Raw genomic sequence first — 18,667 nt, forward strand, 5'->3', positions numbered from 1 at the left:
GAATTTTTTGTTATTCTTCACACCATATTTTTTTTTGTCATAAAATGTGATACACTAATAAAAAAGGTGGTTATAAAAATGAGTGCATTAATTGAATTTAAAAATATAGTTAAGAGCTATACAATGGGGGATATTACAATTAATGCCAGTGATGGTGTTGATTTTACTGTTGAAAAAGGGGAGTTTGTCGTTATTGTTGGTGCTTCGGGAGCCGGGAAAACGACAATTTTAAATTTACTTGGGGGTATGGATTCACCAACCAGTGGTTCGATTATCGTCGATGGTGAAAACATTGCCTTATATGATGAAAAAAAATTGACAGAATACAGACGTAATGATATTGGATTTGTCTTTCAATTTTACAATTTAGTTCAAAATTTAACAGCATTAGAAAATGTTGAATTGGCTTCTCAGATTTGTAAAAATCCGTTAGATGCACGAAATGTGTTAGAAAGAGTTGGGCTATCAGATCGTATGATGAATTTTCCAGCGCAATTATCTGGAGGAGAACAACAACGTGTGGCTATCGCTAGAGCGATTGCTAAAAATCCAAAACTGTTGTTATGTGATGAACCAACTGGAGCATTGGATTATCAGACGGGGAAGGCAATTTTATCTTTATTAAGGGAAATGTGTGATACTTATCAGATGACAGTCATTGTGATTACTCATAACTCTGCTTTAGCACCGATGGCAGATCGTGTGATTCATTTAAAAAATGGAAAGGTCAATGGGGTTGAAATCAATGAAAACCCACAACCAATCGAGGAAATTGAATGGTAAAAAGAAAGAAAAAAGCTTATTGGAAAAATCTCAGAAAAACAATTTTAACATCTAAAGCAAGATTTTTTTCCATTTTTGCGATTGTATTTTTAGGTGCGGCTTTTTTTGCAGGGTTAAGAAATACACCGGGAACAATGACTCAATCAATGGATCATTACTTGGACAAACACCATTATGCTGATTTAACATATATGGCATCATTAGGTTTTTCCAAAGATGATATTAGTGAAATTCAAAATATATCGGGTATTGAAGATATTCAATATGGTTATCAATTTGATGCTTTGATTCATCATAATGATTCACTGGCAGGAGTTACTGTTTACGCCAGTGAACAATATGATCAAGATATGCTTAATCAACCTTATCTGGTTGATGGGCGTTATCCTCAAAAAGACAATGAATGTGTCATTGATGAAGAAATGCTGGCAGAAGATTATCAGATTGGTGACGAGATTTCTATTCATAATGATCAAGGTGAAAAGACTTTTAAAATCGTTGGTGTTGTGAATGATGTTCGTTATATTGCTATTACGGATCGTGGAACGAATACTTTGGGTGATGGAACGAATGCTGGATATATTGAAATTTTAAATGAAAACAATGATTTTTTAGCTATGCCAGAAAATCTTTATGAATTACGTGATGAAGATATTTTATATAATCAGATTTCTGTCTGTGTAAAGGGAGCTAAAGAATATAATGTTTTCAGTGAGGCATATGATGATTATATTGAAGATGTGAATACAAAAATAAAAAGTACTTTATCATTAAAAATGAGTCGCTTGTATGAAGACTTGACAAGTGATGCCAAAACAAAATTAGATGAAGCCCAAAAAGAATATGATGAAGGTTATCAGACATATAGTGATTCTAAAGATTTGTTTGATGAAAAGATATTAGAGGCTAAAATTCAATTAACGAATGCGAAAATCACATTGGCTACAAAAGAAGCTGAATATTTAAAAGCTCAAGCAACAGCATCTTCACAAATTCAAGACATGTTAGAAACAATTGAAAGTACGAGTGAGGAGTTAAAAGGAAATTTAGAAAGTTTACAAAAAGAACTTGAGAATTATCAAAATGAAAATACTGAAAATATTTCTCCAGAAGTGCAAAAATCAATAGCTAGTTTAGAAAAAATGGGAGATATTCTTAAAAATGCATCTTCCTCATTAGATGGATTGACGCAATTGAATGAAGCTTCTATTGCGATTGAAAAGGCTAAGCTTGAAATTCAACAACAAGAAAATCAATTGACTTTAGAAGAACTGAAAACAAATAATGAATTAGAAAAAGCTCAAGACAAATTAGATCAGGCAAAATCGCAGTTAGATGAAGCCAGAGATCAAGTGGATCAGATTCCTAAAGGAAGGCTTTATACTTTAACACGTCATGAAAATTCAGGACTTGTGAATTTTGATTCTAATAAGGATTCTATTTCTTCTATTGCAGATATTTTCCCATTAATGTTCTTCCTTGTATCAGCTTTGGTTTCATTAACAACAATGACGAGAATGGTGGAAGAACAAAGAAGTCAAAGTGGAACATTACGTGCTTTAGGTTATTCTAAATGGGATGTCATGAAGCAATATATCATATATGTTATTTTTGCAACCTTTTTTGCTTGTATTTTAGGAATTGTTTCAGGAACACAATTTTTCCCACGTATTATTTATTATTTATATAATTTAATGTTATTTCAAGTGGATGCACCTATTTTGATTTATGCCAGTACATGGGTTTTGCTGGAAACAGTTTTTATATCGGTATTTGTTATTTTGGCAGTCACACTCTTTGTTTGTATGAGTGAATTGAATTTGATGCCAGCGGTCTTAATGCGACCTAAAACACCAAAAGTTGGAAAACGTATTCTTTTGGAAAGAATTCATTGGTTATGGCGTCGTTTGTCTTTCAATCAGAAAGTAACAATGCGTAATATTTTTAGGTATAAGAAACGCTTCTTTATGTCTGTGATTGGGATTGCTGGATGTACAGCTTTAATTATTACCGGCTTTGGTGTTAAATCTTCTGTATCACAGGTTGTTGATAAACAATATCAAGATGTTTTTACATATGATTATCTTGTTCGTTTAGAAGATAGTGTTTCAACCAAAACAGCACAGAATTATCAAAAAGATTTATTGAATCGTAGCGAAGTTGCAAATGTGGAATATGTTTTAAATAAGAGTATTAATATCTTAAAAGATAAAGAAGATTTATATGGTTCATTAATTGTTTATCAATCAATGGATAATATGAAAAACTTTGTTCAGTTTAGAAATTATCAGACATATAAAGATTTGGTTCTTGATGATGAAGGTGTTATTTTAACCGCAAAAGCAGCTGAATTGCTTGGTGTGGAAGATAATGATACAATTGATATTGAACTCAATGAAACAAAGTATAGTGTAAAGGTTTCAGGTATCACAGAAAACTATTTTATGAATTATATTTATATGTCCCAGACTTTATATGAATCATTGACATTACAGGATCTGGAAGTGAATAATGCGTTCTTGATTTTACAGGATGATCGTGCTTCGAGTCAAAAAACACTGGAAGCTTATATGCAGGACAAAGGTTATGGAAATTTATGCAATGTATCATCAATTGGTGAAGAATTTGATAAACAGGTTCAAAGTGTAAATCTGGTTGTTGTTATTTTGATTGTCTGTGCAGGAGCTTTAAATTTCATTGTCCTTTATAACTTGACAAATATTAATATTCAAGAACGTAAAAGTGAGATTGCAACGATTAAAGTTTTAGGTTTTAGACGTAAAGAAGTTTATGACTATATCTTTAGAGAAAATGTTCTTTTATCAGTGATTGGTTCTTTACTGGGAATGATTTTTGGTTATTTCCTTCACAAGTTTATTATTTTGACGGTGGAATTGGATATGACAATGTTTGTTAGACAATTAAATATCATTAGTTATATATATGCTATTATTATGACTTTAGGTTTTACTTATTTTATTAATTTCACAATGCGACATGTTTTAAATAAGGTTGATATGGTGGAATCTTTAAAGAGTATTGAATAGGGAGTGGAAACATCCACTCCTTGTTTTATAAAACAATATATTTTTTATTAAATAAATAAATATTTTTATGATTTTTAGAATATTTGAAAAAATAAAGTTATTTTTTGTTGACTTGTATAAAATGTTAAGTATAATAATGAATATATTTAAAAAAAGGGGAGAGATATATGAATATAAAAAAAGTTATGTCTTTAATGGCTGTGTCAAGTATGTTGGTTGCTTGTGGTGGAGGAACTGGTGGTTCTTCAGCTACAGAATTAAAAGAAGGGGATACAATTAAAATTGGATTTGTTGGTCCATTAACTGGAGAAACATCAACTTATGGAATTCCAGTTAAAAATACTATTGAACTTGCCATAGAAGATTATAATAATTCTGATGATGCAAAATATAAAGTAGAATTACTAGCTGAAGATTCTCAAGGTAAGGAAACAGATGCTGTGAATGCTTATAAAAAATTAGTAGGTGAAAAGGTTGTTGGAATTGTTGGTCCTGTTATTACGGCTGAAGGTTTAGCTTTAGGAGAGGCTTCTAAAGCTGATGGAACACCTATTGTTTCACCAAGTACTTCTGGGGATAGTATTACTTTAAATAATGATGGAAGTACAAGAAGCAATTACTTTAGAACATGTTCTAATGACTCAATGGGTGGTCAGACAATTGCAACAGCTATTGGTGATGGTCGTATTAATGTTAAGAAAGTTGCTATTTTAACAAATAGTGGTAGTGATTATAGTCAGGGATGTACAGATTCATTTGTTGCTCAGGCAAATAAAGATGGCACACAAATTGTGTTACAAGAAAAATATCCAAAGGATACAAAAGATTTTGGAAGCTATATTACAAAAGTAAAACAATCAGGAGCAGATGCTGTTTATATTCCAGATTATTATGAAATAATTGCAACTATGGTTGGTCAATTTAAAAATGCTGGTTACAATGGTACATTCTTAGGAACTGATGGTTGGGATGGCGTTTTATCAGTTAAAGATGTTGATAAATCTATTTTCAATGGAGCTTATTATACAAATACATTCGATGACCGAGTAGAAGATGTACAAAATTATGTAGCTAAATATAAAGAAAAATATAACAGTGATACAAACATGTTTGGAACAATGGCTTATGATGCAACTTGGGTATTATTGAAAGCAGTTGAAGCTGCTGGAACAACTGATTATGCTAAAATTTGTGAACAGTTAGAAAAGACAAATTATGATGGTATTACAGGTCATTTTGAATTTGATGATCAACATAATCCAACAAAAGAATTGGTTGTAAAAACTATTAAAAATGGTGAATATAGTTATTTAGATTAGAAGAAAAATAAAGGAGATTTTTCTCCTTTATTTTTTTAAGTCAGGAGGTTTACAAATGGAATTTTTAACGCAAATCATCAATGGATTAAGTACAGGTGGAATGTATGCACTTGTTGCCATTGGTTATACAATGGTATATGGGATTGCTAAAATGATCAATTTTGCTCATGGTGAAATTATTATGGTTGGCGCATATCTGGCTTATGTGATGACAACTATGGTGCAAGCACCCATTATTGTTAGTGTTTTAGTAGCCATTGCTGGATGTGCTTTATTAGGTGTTGTGACAGAAAAAGTGGCTTATAAGCCCCTTAGAAATAGTGGGAGTTTAGCTGTTTTAATTACTGCTATTGGTGTCAGTTATCTGTTACAGAACTTATTTTTGATTTTATTTGGCTCTGCTGCCAGAACTTTTCCTCAATATATGCCTAGTGGTACAGTATCTTTTTTTGGCGCTCATATCACGTATGTCGCTTTGCTTTCGCTTATCTTAACTTTTATTTGTACTGGATTATTGCTTTTGTTTATAAACAAAACAAAATTGGGAAAAGCAATGCGTGCTGTCAGTGAAGATCGAGGAGCTGCAGAATTAATGGGAATCAATGTGAATACAACCATTTCTCTAACATTCGCCATTGGTTCTGGTTTAGGAGCTATTGCTGGTATTATTTATGGTATGAGTTATTCTTTGATTAATCCCTATTTAGGTGCCATGTTAGGTATCAAAGCTTTTATAGCAGCTGTTCTTGGTGGAATTGGAAGCATTCCAGGAGCAATGGTAGGTGGATTGATTATTGGTGTTGCTGAAGCATTTACAATTTCATATATTTCATCTGCTTTTTCAGATGCAGTTGTTTTTGGTATTTTAATCTTTATTTTATTAGTTAAACCAGCAGGATTGTTTGGTCAGAATATGAGAGAGAAAGTGTAGGTGATAGGGATGAAAAAGAAACAAATAAAAGATTTGATTATATCCTTTATCATGGCGCTGATTATTTATGGAATCATTATGTTTTTAATGAGTGCTGGAATTGTTGACTATTATTGGTCAGGAATTCTCATTATGGCTTGTATCAATGTTATTTTAGCAACAAGCTTGAATTTAGCGAGTGGTTATTTAGGACAGTTAACTTTAGGACATGCTGGATTTATGTCCGTAGGAGCTTATACATCTGCTTTATGTAGTTTATATCTTCATTTCCCATTTTTATTAAGCTTATTGATTGGTGCTATTGCTGCCTGCCTGATTGGCGTTGTTATTGGTATACCAACATTAAGATTAAAAGGTGATTATCTTTGTATCATTACTTTAGCATTTAATGAAATCATACGTGTTATTATGCTTAATTTAAGTATTACAAATGGTGCCAAAGGATTGATGGGATTTCAAGCAATGAATATTGATTTTTCTGTCTATTTTTTAAGTGCTGTGATTACAATCTATGTCATTTACTGTATTGTTAAATCACGTCATGGGCGTGCTATTATTTCTATTTGTGAAGATGAAACAGCCAGTGAATTATCTGGTATTCCTACATCGTATTATAAGATCCTAGCTTTTGCCATTTCTGCTTTCTTTGCTGGGATTGCAGGTGGATTATATGCTCAATATATGGGAATGCTGGTTCCTTCTACATTTGATTATAATAAATCAGTAGAAATTCTGGTTATGGTTGTATTAGGTGGATTAGGAAATTTAAAAGGTTCTATTATAGCAGCTATTATCATGACGATATTGCCAGAGTATTTAAGAGCATTTGCGGATTATCGTATGTTACTTTATGCAATTGTTTTAATTGCTGCAATGATTATCAAAGAAAAAAATTTAGTGCCTCGTATTAAAGCTAAATTTTTTAAGAATAAGACAGTGGAGGTGGATGACTGATGAGTTTGTTAAAAGCAGAGGGATTAGGAATCCAATTTGGAGGTTTAAAAGCTGTTGATGAGTTTAATTTTGAAATGGATAAAGACCATTTATATGGCTTGATTGGACCAAATGGAGCTGGAAAAACAACTGTATTTAATTTGTTGACAGGTGTTTATAAACCAACGAGTGGACAAATACTTTTTGATGGGAAGTCACTTTTAAAGATGACACCTACGCAAATTACACAATTAGGGATTGCAAGAACATTTCAAAATATTCGTTTGTTCAAAAAAATGAGTGTTATTGATAATGTTAAGGTTGGATTGCATCATTCTCAAAATTATTCATTATTATCATCTATTCTTCATCTTCCAAGTTATTTTAAAGGTGAAGAGGCTATGCAGGAAATGGCTATGAGCTTACTTCGTGTTTTTGATCTAGAAAAATATGCTGATGTCAAAGCTGGAAATTTACCATATGGAAAACAACGTAAACTAGAAATAGCAAGAGCACTTGCAACATCACCTAAACTTCTTTTGTTAGATGAACCTGCAGCTGGTATGAATCCTATTGAAACAGAAGAATTAATGGAAACGATAAAGATTGTAAGAGAAAAATTTTCTATTGCGATTTTATTGATTGAACATGATATGAAACTTGTTATGGGGATTTGTGAAAAAATTGCAGTTTTAAATTTTGGTACAGTCTTAGCATTTGGGACTCCAGATGAAATTAAAAATAATCCTGATGTGGTTGCAGCATATTTAGGACATGAAGAATAGGGGGATGACCATGTTAAAAGTTGATCATTTAAATGTTTATTATGGTGTGATTCATGCGATTAAAAATGTAAGTTTTGAAGTGAATCAAGGTGAGATTGTGGCTTTGATTGGAGCTAATGGGGCTGGAAAGACATCTATCATGCATGCTATTAGTGGATTGGTAAAACCTAAAAGTGGTACGATATCTTTTATGGGGGATGAGATTACAAAACTTCCTGCACATAAAATTATTGCCAAAAATTTAGCTCAAGTTCCTGAGGGTAGACGTATTTTCGCTCAATTAACGGTTCAAGATAATTTGGAAATGGGTGCATATTTACGTACGGATAATAAAATAGGACAAGATTTAGAAAAGGTTTATCAAAGATTTCCACGTTTAAAGGAACGTAGAAATCAATTGGCTGGAACACTGTCAGGTGGAGAACAGCAGATGTTAGCAATGGGGCGCGCATTAATGTCAAAACCAACGCTATTATTGTTAGATGAACCATCAATGGGGTTATCACCTATTTTGGTTAATGAAATTTTTGACATTATTAAAAGTATTAATAAAGATGGAGTAACGGTGTTATTAGTTGAACAAAACGCAAATAAAGCACTTTCAATTGCTGATCGTGCTTATGTTCTTGAAACTGGAAATGTTATTGTATCAGGGAAAGCCAATGAAGTTGCAAATAATCCAAAGGTAAGAGAAGCTTATCTTGGTTAAAGAAGATTGAAAAATCTTCTTTTTTTAATGAATATTGAGACCATTTTGTTTTGTTGCTAACAAACGATCACCATATGCTTTTAAAATAAACGAAATGTAAATCAGGCTTATCAGATAACAGGCATCATGACGTAATGATAGTGAGCAAATAAATGGATGAATTATATAAATGAATAAACCACTTAATAAACACCATAAAATAAAATATACCAAACATATTCTCCCTTGATAATTGAGAGCATGATGAGAATAATCCCAACATTGAGTGTGAAAAAATCGTTCAATATAATAACTACTTAATAATTCTAATAAAGTCATACAAATTCCACCGATAAGACATACGAAAAATGGATGAAAATAATGAAGATAGGGTTGGCATAATATAAGGATACAAGCACCAAAACCATATAAGGGAATAAATGGACCATTCAATAAACCCGATGAGATCCATTTTTTACGAAATAACGAAACATAAATAGATTCAAGCCAATATCCTAAAAAACAATAAATTGAAAAATAGACAATAATCATAGCATTCTCCTTTTCAACTCATTCTATGAAATGAACATAATAATATGTCTAAAATTGATTAAAAAGTGAATACTTTGTATAGAAAAATGATAAAAAATAAAAAAATGTCAAAAAAAGTTAATTCAAAAAATATTGATATAATCAACAAAATTTTAATTTCTTAAGAATTTCTTAAGAAAATTGTGGACTTTTTGTGAACGTTGTTTTATAATTCTAAATGGGTATATTATTGAAAGGAGGCAACGAATGGATAGTAATATTAAGACGAATTTATTGGAAATGATGCAAGAGCATGTTTTAAAACGTAAAGCTATGTTCATTCCGATGTTATGTATTTCAACATTTGGTTTGGTTGGTTATGCTGCTGTCGATAAAGAAAAACCTACAATCGAAGCTAATAAGATTGAAGTTCTTTATGGGACAAAGCTAGATAAGACGATGTTTGCTATTTCTGATAATCGTGATTCCCTAGACGCTATGGATGTAAAAATTGATGATACATCATATGATGCATATCAATTAGGTATATATAACGTCGAAGTAACTGCAACCGATATGTTCTCAAATTTAAGTACAAAGGTTGTTCAAGTAGAAGTTGTTGATAAAACTGCTCCTGAATTGAATCCGGTAGGAGATAGTCAAGGTTATGTTATTGATGTTGAAGCAAATGGTAGTCAAGATATCGCTCAATATGTCAATGCATCTGATAATGTTGATGGAGATGTTACACCATTTATTGAAACAGACAAGAAACTCGATACTTCAAAATTAGGATCTCAAATGATTGAATTGAGTGTTTCAGATAACGCTGGAAATCAAACTCAACAAACATATGAATTCTATGTATCAGATACGACTGCACCTACGATTAGTTACAAGAAGGGATCTACAGTTACAGTAGACTATGGTTCTCAATTTGATTATTTAGATTATATCAAAGTGACTGATAACTTTGATAAGAAAGTGAAATCTATTGAAGTAGATGGAACTGTTGATACTAAGAAAGATGGAGAAACAACTTTAAAAATTACTGCTAAAGATTCTTCTGGTAATGCATCTGAAGAAACATTAAAAGTTAAAGTTGGTGACTTAAGTGCACCTAAGATTAGTTTATCTAAGTCTTCGGTACAAATTACTAAAGGTAAGAGCTTTAATGCAAAAAGTTATCTAGAAAGTGCAACTGACAACAAAGATGGAAATGTGACTTCTAAAGTCGAAATCAGCAATCCAGTTAATACAAATAAAGCAGGAAAATATACTGTTGAATATAGTGTTACGGATAAAGCTGGTAATTCAAGTTCTAAAACTTTGAAAGTTACTGTTGTAAATCCAGATGACATTGCTCCTAATCAAGGAATGGTAGCTACTGCTCAATCACGATTGGGTTGTCCATATCGATGGGGTGCAACTGGACCAAGTTCATTTGACTGTTCAGGATTTACTCAATGGGTATATCGTAAGAACGGCAAGAGTATCCCACGTACATCTGGAGCACAAAAAAGTGGAGGAAGAACAATTTCTTTATCTCGAGTGAAACCAGGTGACATTGTATGGCGACCAGGCCATGTAGGAATCTACGTTGGTGGAGGAAGAGTTATTCATTCACCGACAACAGGATCTGTTGTTAGTTATACAAGTTTAAGTGGATTTACTTGTGGTGTAAGATATTAATGATGAAAAACTGTAATGAATGATTTCATTACAGTTTTTATTTTGTTATAATAGGGCTAAGGTCAGGTGATGAATATGTATATTGGAAGCCATACTTTAATGAAAAGATATGATGAATGTTTATTGAAACACGGTTATACAATTGAACAATTGGTTGATAAAGCAAGTGATTGTTTGTTGAAACATATCCATGGTGAATCATTTAATATTGTTTGTGGGCCAGGTAATAATGGGGCAGATGGGCTTTCTCTGGCTATTAAACTTTATCAACAGAAAAAGAATGTACAAGTTTTTATATTTGAAAACACGAATCATCTTTCAAAAGCCAATGCTTATTATTTGCAGAAATGTTATGATTTGTCTCTTCCTGTTTATTTATTTCAACAGGATAATTTAGAAGAGTTGATTGGTTATATGACGGCTTGTGATACAATTGTTGATGCAATATTTGGTTTTGGGTTGAATAGCTCACCACGAGGTATTTATCAAAGTGTTATTGAAAGTATTAATCAACTTTATGATCAGGAAGTCATTGCTGTAGATATTCCTACAGGTCTTCAATGTGATTCAGGAAAACCATATCAAAGCGTCATTTATGCAACTTCAACAATTACTTTGAGTGCTATGAAAAATGGATTTCTTAATCCTGATAGTTATTTTTTTACGGGAAAAGTTATTGTTGAAAAACTAGATGTTGATGATGTGAGTGAAGAAGCTGGATTGTATCAGATGGCAGATGATAAAATGATGTTTCCACTTTTAAAAGAAAGAATTTTTGATGGATATAAAGGCACATATGGACATACTTGCCTTATTACAGGATGCATGGAATATAAAGGAGCAGCTCTGTTAAGTGCAAAAGGTTGTGTTTATAGTGGTAGTGGAATTACGACAGTTATGAGTGATCAGGAAGTTATACATGCATTAACTCAGTTCTGCCCTGAAGCAACTGCAGTTTTAAGGCCTCCTATTTTACAGAAAGAAGATTTCCTTCGATATGATGCTATATTAATTGGATGTGGACTAGGTCAAAGCTTAGATAGTTATCGTTATGTTATTGATGTTTTAGAAAAAACAAAACAACCTCTCGTTATAGATGGGGATGCTTTAACGATTTTATCAGCACATACTGATTTATTAAAACAGCAAAATCGAGATATTATTTTGACTCCACATTTAGGTGAATTTCAGCGTTTATGTCCATTCGACAGTCAGGATGATATGTTATTGGTTGCTCAAGATTTTGCAAAAGAGCACCATGTTGTTTTGGTATTAAAAGGACCTTATACCATAGTGACAAATGGACAGGAATCATATCGTATTCGTGCAGGAAATAAAGCTATGGCAACTGGAGGAATGGGCGATGTTTTAGCTGGAATAATTACAAGTTTTGTAGGACAAGGTTATCCTGCCTTACAGGCTGCAATGTTGGGTGTTTTCATACATGGATATACTGGTGATCTTTTGGCTAAAGAAGACTATACTGTGATTCCTTCAAAGTTAATTGAATTTATTCCAAAAGCTATGAATAATATGATAAAAAGTAACCCGGAGGTTACTTCATAGAAATTAATGTAATGTTGCGATGAGGACTTTTATTTCTTCGATAGGAGAAAAAGAGGTCCTCATTTTCAATTGTACAGTATGGAGAAATGGTTATATTTTTTTGAGGCACTTGAAGATTAAGCAATTGTTGTTGAATTAAACCTTTACTATTCAATAAATAAGCTCCATCCTCTTTTTGAATATAAAAATCATGTGTATCAAAAGACATTTGTTTAACCAAATCAATAATATCATCTTTTGCTTCAAAATTTCTTTGTTCAATGGATGGTCCAATATAGGCATAAATCATTTGAGGATTACAATTTTCATGAGTTATTAAATGTTTTGTGACTTTTCCAACTATTTCATTTACGGTTCCTTTCCATCCACTATGAATAGCGGCAACAATTTTCTGATCTCTGCAATATAATAAAACAGGACAGCAATCAGCATGAAAAGACCAAAGCCATAAATGGCGATCACGTGTATACAAAGCATCATAATTGTCAAATGCATCCTCTTGACTCCACATACCTCTACCTCCATCTTGAAGTTGAACTTTTAGAAAGTTTGTGGTATGTCGTTGATGTGTTGCAACCATATGATTTAAATCAGTATGCAAAGTTTGAGCTAATTTTTCTCGATTCTTTAAAACCTGTTGATCATCAATACCATTGAAACTCATATTCATGAGCTCTCCGTTACAATAACTGCATGTTGTATAAGCTTCAATTTCATGAAAACAATCCCATTTGATGAATTTCATTATAAAACTCCTTTCATTTGCCCTACCTCTTTTAAAAATATAACATACATTAAAGTGAAGGAGGGATTAATTATGTTTCAACAATCTTGTGGTTGTCAAAATATGAATTCATGTTCATGTCAAGGACAACAAATGAATTTTGGAAGTGTCAATGGTTGTCCACGTCCACAACCTTTAGTAGCTCCTAGAAGAGTTTGTGTGACAAATCAAATTACACCTGTTGCTCAGCCTGTGATTTGTCCAATTGAATGTCGTCGTGTCAACCATTGCATGTATTATCCAGTATTTTATCCTGTTTATGAGCAAACATTTGTCAATGCTCCAAATATGAACTCTATGAATTCACCTTTCTCATGTCGTTAAAAATAGTTTCATCAGGATCAATGTAAATCGTTGAGTAATGTGAAAGTATCACTTGTCCCGGTTTAGCACCCTGTGGCTTTTTTAGCGTTTTAACCAAGGTATAATTGACAGGAACTGAAGAACTGTGTTTACCTTTGGAAAAATAAGCAGCTATTTGACTTGCTAAACGAATGGTATATTCATCTAGATTCTGACTATGCACAATGACATGGCTTCCAGGCATGTCCTTGACATGAAACCACATATCATTTTTAGAAGCCATCTTAAAGGTAAGATAATCGTTTTGCAGGTTATTCTTACCTACATAGATTTGTATATTGTCTTTAGTAAGATATTGTTCAATATGCAATTTTTTTGGTCGATGCACCTGTTTGGTTTTTTTCTTTTTCAAATAACCTAAATTTTCTAATTCTTCTTTCATTTCTAATGCATCATAATAAGAAGCATTTTCCATCAGTGTGATAAGACTATCAAAATAAAGAATTTCATTTTCGACAATATTTATCTGTTCTTGAAGATGCGTTAAAGCTTTTTTGGCTTTTTGGTATTTTGCATAATACTTATTTGCATTTGTTTTACCATCATATCTTTCATCTAAAGCGATAGTCATCATACTACCATCATAATAATTTTCAACAGTAACTTCTTTTTGTCCTTTAGAAATCAAATGGAGATTAGCAAATAAAAGATCACCTTTAATGCGTAAATCATCACTGTTTTGTGATTCAAAAAGAGTTTGTTTTAATTTATTAAGTTTATTGATGTTTCTTTGATATTCATTTTGAATAAATTTTGCTAAATCAGATGTCTGTTGCTTGATACGATCTTTTTCATCAATTAAATCATAGTGTTTATCTAAACCATCAAATAGAGGATATATTTCTCCGTTACACTGTAGATGCGTTAAAGGAATAATATGAAAATATTCCTTATCTTGATATTTGTGGATATAGATATTTTGTGAGTGTCGTAATAATTGAATAATGTCTTGAAAAGTTTCTCCATGATGGATACGATAAAGAACTTCTTTTGAGAGTTCAGGAGAAAACCCTTGATAAGTTTTTGTCAGATTATCTGTTTCCATCCATTCACTTGTAAAAGGATTTTTCTTTTCAATTAAAGGGGGTTGATTATAAGTTGCTCCTGGCTGTAAAATACGAGCACTCATAGCGGGAGAAACACGTTTTAAACAATCAATGATTTTATTGTTGTCATATGTCAAGATTGCATTAGAATGTTTACCCATGATTTCTAGATAGAGATGATATTTGACAGTATCTTTGAGTTCATTTACACCAATCAGTTCAATATCTACAATACGATCGAGTTGAATCTGAGAAATCTTTTCAATATAAGCTCCTTCCAGATGCTTTCTCAAAAGCATTGTTAAAGCATTAGGGCTGGCTGGAGTTGGATAAGATAATTGGGTTAATTGAATTCTTGCATATACAGGATGTATTGAAATCAATAATTTGAAATTTTCTCTTTGTGAACGAATATGAAATAAAAGTTCATATTGAGAAATTTGATAGATTTTATTAATTTTTCCTCGTGTTAATTGATTTTGTAGTTGTTCTACAACACGAGATAGCATAATTCCGTCATAAGCCATATTTCATCACCGATAAATAGTATAACATATTTCAAAAAGAATTGACATTAATGTTTCATTCATGTAACATTGTTTCAAAAGGTGGTGGAGAGATTGAAAAAGGGGCTTTTAATCATTCTAAGTGGTCCAAGTGGTGTTGGGAAAGGAACAGTTCGTCAGGAACTTTTTAAAGATGAGAGTTTAAATTTAGCTTATTCTATATCTATGACAACAAGAAAACCTCGTCCAACTGAAAAAGAGGGAATTGATTATTTCTTTGTGAGTGAAGAAGAATTCAAAGAGAAAATTGAAAAAGGTGAATTGCTTGAATATGCTCAGTTTGTTGGAAACTATTATGGGACACCTCAATTTTATGTTGATCAATTATTAAGTGAAGGGAAAAACGTTGTATTGGAAATTGAAGTTCAGGGTGCTTTGCAGGTGATGGCAAAATGTCCTCATGCTTTAACCATTTTCTTAGTACCCCCATCACTTGAAGAATTGGAACGTCGTATTCGTGGACGTCGTACTGAAGAAGAAAGTATCGTTCAAGAAAGACTTGCAAAAGCAAGAAAAGAAATTGCAACAAAAGACGAATATAAGTATGTTGTTGAAAATGATGATGTTGTTGCTGCAAAAGAAAAAATTGCTAAAATTATTAAAGAAAATTTATAAAGCACCTTATGGTGTTTTTTTATTTGAGAAAAGAATTGACAGGGTTTTCATTTTTATGACATGATATATTTAAGAATGTATAGGAGGTATCTTATGAAAAAGAATCAGTGTTGTCCTAAGTGTCAAAGTCAGGATATTCTTTATGTTCCAGCTAAAGGGGTTTTCAGACGTAATGCTTATCAGGATATTGTTGTTGATGATCGTAAGCTAAAGGTTGAACAATATATTTGTAAAAAATGTGGTTATGTGGAAGCGTATGTCTGTGATGATGATTTAAAAGAGATGGAGGAACTATAAATTATGGATATCTGGGAAAAGATGTATTTGAAAGCTAAGGAACAATATCAACCTCATGAAGTTTCACCATTTATTTATGCACATCATGTCGTTTGTGCTTTGGAAAGTGAAAATGGTGAAATATATACTGGATTTTGTATAGAAAGCTGTAGTGGAGTGTTAGATTTATGTGCTGAAAGAGTTGCAGCATTGAATATGTATATGCAAAGTCAACAGACTATTGTGAAAAGAATGATTGCTTTTCGTGATCGTCCTCCATATGGAGGAGGGAGTGGGATGCCTTGTGGAGCTTGTCGTGAGTTTTTTATGCAATTGAATGAAAAAAATCAGGATATGGAAATTATGGTCGATTTTGATACGAGAGAAACTGTGACTTTAAAGGAACTTTTGCCTTTATGGTGGGGAGAAGAGAGATATCAAAATGGAAATCAATAGGACAGTCATGAAGACTGTCCTTTATAAATGAAAAAGAACTTGGAATTATTTTAAAAAAAGTAAATTTATGATAGAATAGTGCAATAGGCAGGTGAGGATATGTATATTGTCAAAGTGTTAGTTGAACATCCTGTACATGCACTGGATACAACATTTGATTATTTGAGTGAAAAATCATTGCTTGTAGGTGTACGTGTATGGATTCGTTTCGGTTATCAAAAAATTATTGGTTATGTTGAAAATGTTGAAGAAACACATTTTTCAAAGTCAGAATTAGAACAACGTGCTGGTTTTCGCTATCAATATATTTTAGATGTTATTGATGAAGAACCGTTACTAAATGAAGAGTTACAGACATTGGCTAATCAGTTATCACGTATGACATTATCCCCACGTATATCATGTTTGCAGGCGATGTTGCCAACGCAATTAAAACCGAGTACTCACCAAACAGTAGGTATCAAAACACAACAGGTTGTTCACCTTGTTGAAGGAACTTATGCCAAAACAATCAAACAACAGGAATGTATGGCTTTTTTACAAGAACATCCAGATATTCCTGTTAAGGATATTCCATACAGTCGAGCTTTGCTTGATAATTTAAAAAAACAGGGATGTATTGAAATTGTTGAAAAAGAAGTTTATCGTCAGCCATTTTTAATTGAACATCAATCAAAACATATTCAATTAACAACACAACAACAAAAAGTTGTGGATGGGATTTTGGCTCATCAAGGGAGAGTTGCTTTATTACACGGTGTTACAGGATCTGGGAAAACAGAAGTTTATTTAGCTTTAGCTGCTCATTATATTCAACAAAATAAGTCTGTTATGATGCTGGTTCCAGAAATTTCATTAACGCCTATGATGGTAGAAGTTTTTAGACAACGTTTTGGCAATCAGGTTGCGATTTTGCATTCCCGTTTATCACAAGGTGAAAAATATGATGAGTATCGTCGCATCAAACGTCAGGAAGTTAAAATAGTTGTGGGTGCCAGATCTGCAGTCTTTGCGCCATTAGAAAATATAGGCATAATTATTCTAGATGAAGAGCATGATGCCAGCTATAAACAAGAAGCAAAGCCGCGTTATTTAACCTCACAAATTGCTAAAATGCGTGCGAAAACGCATCATGCCAGTGTTGTTTTGGGAAGTGCAACTCCATCTTTGGAAAGCTATGCCAGAGCTTTAAAAGGGGTTTATGATTTATATGAATTACCTGAGCGTATTAATCAAAAACCATTACCACAAGTAGAAATAGTGGATATGATTCAAGAAACACGTCAGCGTAATTATTCATTATTTTCCAGAAAAATGAAACAAAGTATTCAACAGACAATTGATAAAGGTGAACAGGTTATTTTGTTATTAAATAAAAGAGGTTATGCTTCTTATGTACAATGTCAGGATTGTGGAGAAGTATTAAAATGCCCGCACTGTGATGTCACTTTAACTGATCATCGCAGTGAGCATAAATTAAAATGTCATTATTGTGAATATATGATAGATTATCCCCATGTTTGTCCTCACTGTGGTTCAACGCATTTAAAGAGTGTAGGTTATGGAACGCAGAAAATTGAAGAGGAAATAGAGAAGATTTTTTGTGGAGCTAAAGTGATTCGGTATGATGTGGATACAACCCGTCAAAAAAATGGGCATTTGAAATTACTTGAAAGATTTAGAAATAAGGAAGGAAATATTTTATTAGGCACACAAATGATTGCGAAAGGATTGGATTTTGAAGATGTCACATTTGTTGGTGTTTTAAATGCTGATTTGAGTTTGAATATTCCAGATTTTCGTGCCAGTGAGAGAACTTTTCAGCTTTTGTGTCAGGTATCTGGGCGAAGTGGAAGAGGACAAAAACAAGGACATGTTATTATTCAAACATATAATCCAGAACATTATGCCATTACTTGTGCTGCCAAACATGATTATATTGCTTTCTTTCACCAGGAAATGCAATATCGTCAAAAAGCCAAATATCCGCCATATTGCCATATGGTCAGCATTTTGATTCAATCGCCTCATGAGGAACTTATACATAGTGTTGCGATAGATGTTAAAAATTATTTATTGGCACATAGTCAACAAACCGTTATTTTAGGTCCGGCTAGAAGTGCAATCTATAAAATGCAGGATATTTATCGAGAACGTATACTTGTTAAATTTTTACATTCACAAGATATTTATGAGGCTTTATGCGTTATGAATGATTATTATAATAAACAACAGAAAGGAAAGGTAAGGATCGTTTGTGATTTTAATCCATACTCACAAATATAA

17 protein-coding genes are annotated in these 18,667 nt (G+C 32.4%); 14 read left to right on the top strand and 3 right to left on the bottom strand.

Annotated elements, in window-relative coordinates; genetic code table 11:
* Positions 1-78: 78 nt before the first annotated feature.
* The 7 genes from B5G32_RS00470 (at position 79) to B5G32_RS00500 (ending at position 8,507) form a co-directional block, all read left to right on the top strand.
* Complete coding sequence (locus tag B5G32_RS00470) at positions 79-783, top strand: ABC transporter ATP-binding protein (RefSeq protein WP_087304137.1); 705 nt, start codon at positions 79-81, stop codon at positions 781-783.
* Entirely contained in the window at positions 777-3,830 is a 3,054-nt protein-coding gene (locus tag B5G32_RS00475; RefSeq protein WP_087935475.1) for an FtsX-like permease family protein, read from the top strand. Before B5G32_RS00470 ends, B5G32_RS00475 begins: the two co-directional genes overlap by 7 nt.
* 167 nt (positions 3,831-3,997) lie before the next feature.
* Positions 3,998-5,149 carry an ABC transporter substrate-binding protein gene (locus B5G32_RS00480; RefSeq protein ID WP_087296655.1) on the top strand — a complete coding sequence of 384 codons (1,152 nt, stop codon included), beginning with the start codon at positions 3,998-4,000 and terminating at the stop codon, positions 5,147-5,149.
* Positions 5,150-5,204: 55 nt separating this feature from the next.
* Positions 5,205-6,080: a branched-chain amino acid ABC transporter permease gene (locus B5G32_RS00485; protein ID WP_087245177.1), complete on the top strand. Its 876-nt coding sequence runs from the start codon at positions 5,205-5,207 to the stop codon at positions 6,078-6,080.
* A gap of 9 nt (positions 6,081-6,089) precedes the next feature.
* Positions 6,090-7,034 (top strand): branched-chain amino acid ABC transporter permease, encoded by a 945-nt coding sequence (locus B5G32_RS00490; protein ID WP_087296653.1) that lies wholly within the window; start codon positions 6,090-6,092, stop codon positions 7,032-7,034.
* On the top strand, positions 7,034-7,798 hold the full coding sequence (locus B5G32_RS00495) for an ABC transporter ATP-binding protein (protein WP_087935476.1): 765 nt from the start codon (positions 7,034-7,036) through the stop codon (positions 7,796-7,798). Before B5G32_RS00490 ends, B5G32_RS00495 begins: the two co-directional genes overlap by 1 nt.
* A gap of 10 nt (positions 7,799-7,808) precedes the next feature.
* Positions 7,809-8,507 carry an ABC transporter ATP-binding protein gene (locus tag B5G32_RS00500; RefSeq protein WP_087296651.1) on the top strand — a complete coding sequence of 233 codons (699 nt, stop codon included), beginning with the start codon at positions 7,809-7,811 and terminating at the stop codon, positions 8,505-8,507.
* A 24-nt stretch (positions 8,508-8,531) separates the two neighbouring features.
* Here B5G32_RS00500 and B5G32_RS00505 read toward each other — a convergent pair whose 3' ends face one another.
* Positions 8,532-9,038: a putative ABC transporter permease gene (locus B5G32_RS00505; RefSeq protein WP_239386163.1), complete on the bottom strand. Its 507-nt coding sequence runs from the start codon at positions 9,036-9,038 to the stop codon at positions 8,532-8,534.
* Positions 9,039-9,284: 246 nt separating this feature from the next.
* On the opposite strand from B5G32_RS00505, the gene B5G32_RS00510 reads away from it, so the two are divergent.
* Positions 9,285-10,709, top strand: a complete 1,425-nt coding sequence (locus B5G32_RS00510; RefSeq protein ID WP_087935477.1) for a C40 family peptidase — start codon at positions 9,285-9,287, stop codon at positions 10,707-10,709.
* A 75-nt stretch (positions 10,710-10,784) separates the two neighbouring features.
* Positions 10,785-12,275, top strand: a complete 1,491-nt coding sequence (locus B5G32_RS00515) for an NAD(P)H-hydrate dehydratase (RefSeq protein ID WP_087935478.1) — start codon at positions 10,785-10,787, stop codon at positions 12,273-12,275.
* On the opposite strand, the gene pgeF is transcribed toward B5G32_RS00515, so the two are convergent.
* Positions 12,265-13,020 (bottom strand): peptidoglycan editing factor PgeF, encoded by a 756-nt coding sequence (gene pgeF, locus B5G32_RS00520; RefSeq protein ID WP_087245189.1) that lies wholly within the window; start codon positions 13,018-13,020, stop codon positions 12,265-12,267. The two genes, B5G32_RS00515 and pgeF, sit on opposite strands and share 11 nt — an antisense overlap.
* 72 nt (positions 13,021-13,092) lie before the next feature.
* Between pgeF and B5G32_RS00525 the strand changes: the two genes are divergently transcribed.
* Positions 13,093-13,383 carry a hypothetical protein gene (locus B5G32_RS00525; RefSeq protein ID WP_087245192.1) on the top strand — a complete coding sequence of 97 codons (291 nt, stop codon included), beginning with the start codon at positions 13,093-13,095 and terminating at the stop codon, positions 13,381-13,383.
* On the opposite strand, the gene B5G32_RS00530 is transcribed toward B5G32_RS00525, so the two are convergent.
* Positions 13,355-14,995: an Rqc2 family fibronectin-binding protein gene (locus B5G32_RS00530; RefSeq protein WP_087935479.1), complete on the bottom strand. Its 1,641-nt coding sequence runs from the start codon at positions 14,993-14,995 to the stop codon at positions 13,355-13,357. The genes B5G32_RS00525 and B5G32_RS00530 overlap by 29 nt on opposite strands.
* A gap of 93 nt (positions 14,996-15,088) precedes the next feature.
* Here B5G32_RS00530 and gmk point away from each other — a divergent pair, with 93 nt between their 5' ends.
* The 4 genes from gmk (at position 15,089) to priA (ending at position 18,667) form a co-directional block, all read left to right on the top strand.
* Positions 15,089-15,649: a guanylate kinase gene (gmk, locus tag B5G32_RS00535; RefSeq protein WP_087245196.1), complete on the top strand. Its 561-nt coding sequence runs from the start codon at positions 15,089-15,091 to the stop codon at positions 15,647-15,649.
* Positions 15,650-15,742: 93 nt separating this feature from the next.
* Positions 15,743-15,946 carry a hypothetical protein gene (locus B5G32_RS00540; RefSeq protein WP_087935480.1) on the top strand — a complete coding sequence of 68 codons (204 nt, stop codon included), beginning with the start codon at positions 15,743-15,745 and terminating at the stop codon, positions 15,944-15,946.
* A 3-nt stretch (positions 15,947-15,949) separates the two neighbouring features.
* Entirely contained in the window at positions 15,950-16,381 is a 432-nt protein-coding gene (locus B5G32_RS00545) for a cytidine deaminase family protein (protein ID WP_087935481.1), read from the top strand.
* A gap of 99 nt (positions 16,382-16,480) precedes the next feature.
* Positions 16,481-18,667, top strand: coding sequence for a replication restart helicase PriA (priA, locus tag B5G32_RS00550; protein WP_087935482.1), 2,187 nt, complete (start codon positions 16,481-16,483; stop codon positions 18,665-18,667).

It is taken from the genome of Massilimicrobiota sp. An80, from assembly GCF_002159255.1.
Taxonomy (GTDB): domain Bacteria; phylum Bacillota_I; class Bacilli_A; order Erysipelotrichales; family Coprobacillaceae; genus Allocoprobacillus; species Allocoprobacillus merdigallinarum.

What these genes read in the sequence shown, in the direction of transcription:
- B5G32_RS00485 (WP_087245177.1), top strand. Translation starts at nt 5,205, where the DNA reads ATGGAATTTTTAACGCAAATCATCAATGGATTAAGTACAGGTGGAATG.
- B5G32_RS00540 (WP_087935480.1), top strand. Translation starts at nt 15,743, where the DNA reads ATGAAAAAGAATCAGTGTTGTCCTAAGTGTCAAAGTCAGGATATTCTT.
- B5G32_RS00545 (WP_087935481.1), top strand. Translation starts at nt 15,950, where the DNA reads ATGGATATCTGGGAAAAGATGTATTTGAAAGCTAAGGAACAATATCAA.
- B5G32_RS00480 (WP_087296655.1), top strand. Translation starts at nt 3,998, where the DNA reads ATGAATATAAAAAAAGTTATGTCTTTAATGGCTGTGTCAAGTATGTTG.
- B5G32_RS00525 (WP_087245192.1), top strand. Translation starts at nt 13,093, where the DNA reads ATGTTTCAACAATCTTGTGGTTGTCAAAATATGAATTCATGTTCATGT.
- B5G32_RS00505 (WP_239386163.1), bottom strand. Translation starts at nt 9,038, where the DNA reads ATGATTATTGTCTATTTTTCAATTTATTGTTTTTTAGGATATTGGCTT.
- B5G32_RS00500 (WP_087296651.1), top strand. Translation starts at nt 7,809, where the DNA reads ATGTTAAAAGTTGATCATTTAAATGTTTATTATGGTGTGATTCATGCG.
- pgeF (WP_087245189.1), bottom strand. Translation starts at nt 13,020, where the DNA reads ATGAAATTCATCAAATGGGATTGTTTTCATGAAATTGAAGCTTATACA.
- B5G32_RS00495 (WP_087935476.1), top strand. Translation starts at nt 7,034, where the DNA reads ATGAGTTTGTTAAAAGCAGAGGGATTAGGAATCCAATTTGGAGGTTTA.
- B5G32_RS00470 (WP_087304137.1), top strand. Translation starts at nt 79, where the DNA reads ATGAGTGCATTAATTGAATTTAAAAATATAGTTAAGAGCTATACAATG.
- B5G32_RS00510 (WP_087935477.1), top strand. Translation starts at nt 9,285, where the DNA reads ATGGATAGTAATATTAAGACGAATTTATTGGAAATGATGCAAGAGCAT.
- B5G32_RS00490 (WP_087296653.1), top strand. Translation starts at nt 6,090, where the DNA reads ATGAAAAAGAAACAAATAAAAGATTTGATTATATCCTTTATCATGGCG.
- B5G32_RS00530 (WP_087935479.1), bottom strand. Translation starts at nt 14,995, where the DNA reads ATGGCTTATGACGGAATTATGCTATCTCGTGTTGTAGAACAACTACAA.
- priA (WP_087935482.1), top strand. Translation starts at nt 16,481, where the DNA reads ATGTATATTGTCAAAGTGTTAGTTGAACATCCTGTACATGCACTGGAT.
- B5G32_RS00475 (WP_087935475.1), top strand. Translation starts at nt 777, where the DNA reads ATGGTAAAAAGAAAGAAAAAAGCTTATTGGAAAAATCTCAGAAAAACA.
- B5G32_RS00515 (WP_087935478.1), top strand. Translation starts at nt 10,785, where the DNA reads ATGTATATTGGAAGCCATACTTTAATGAAAAGATATGATGAATGTTTA.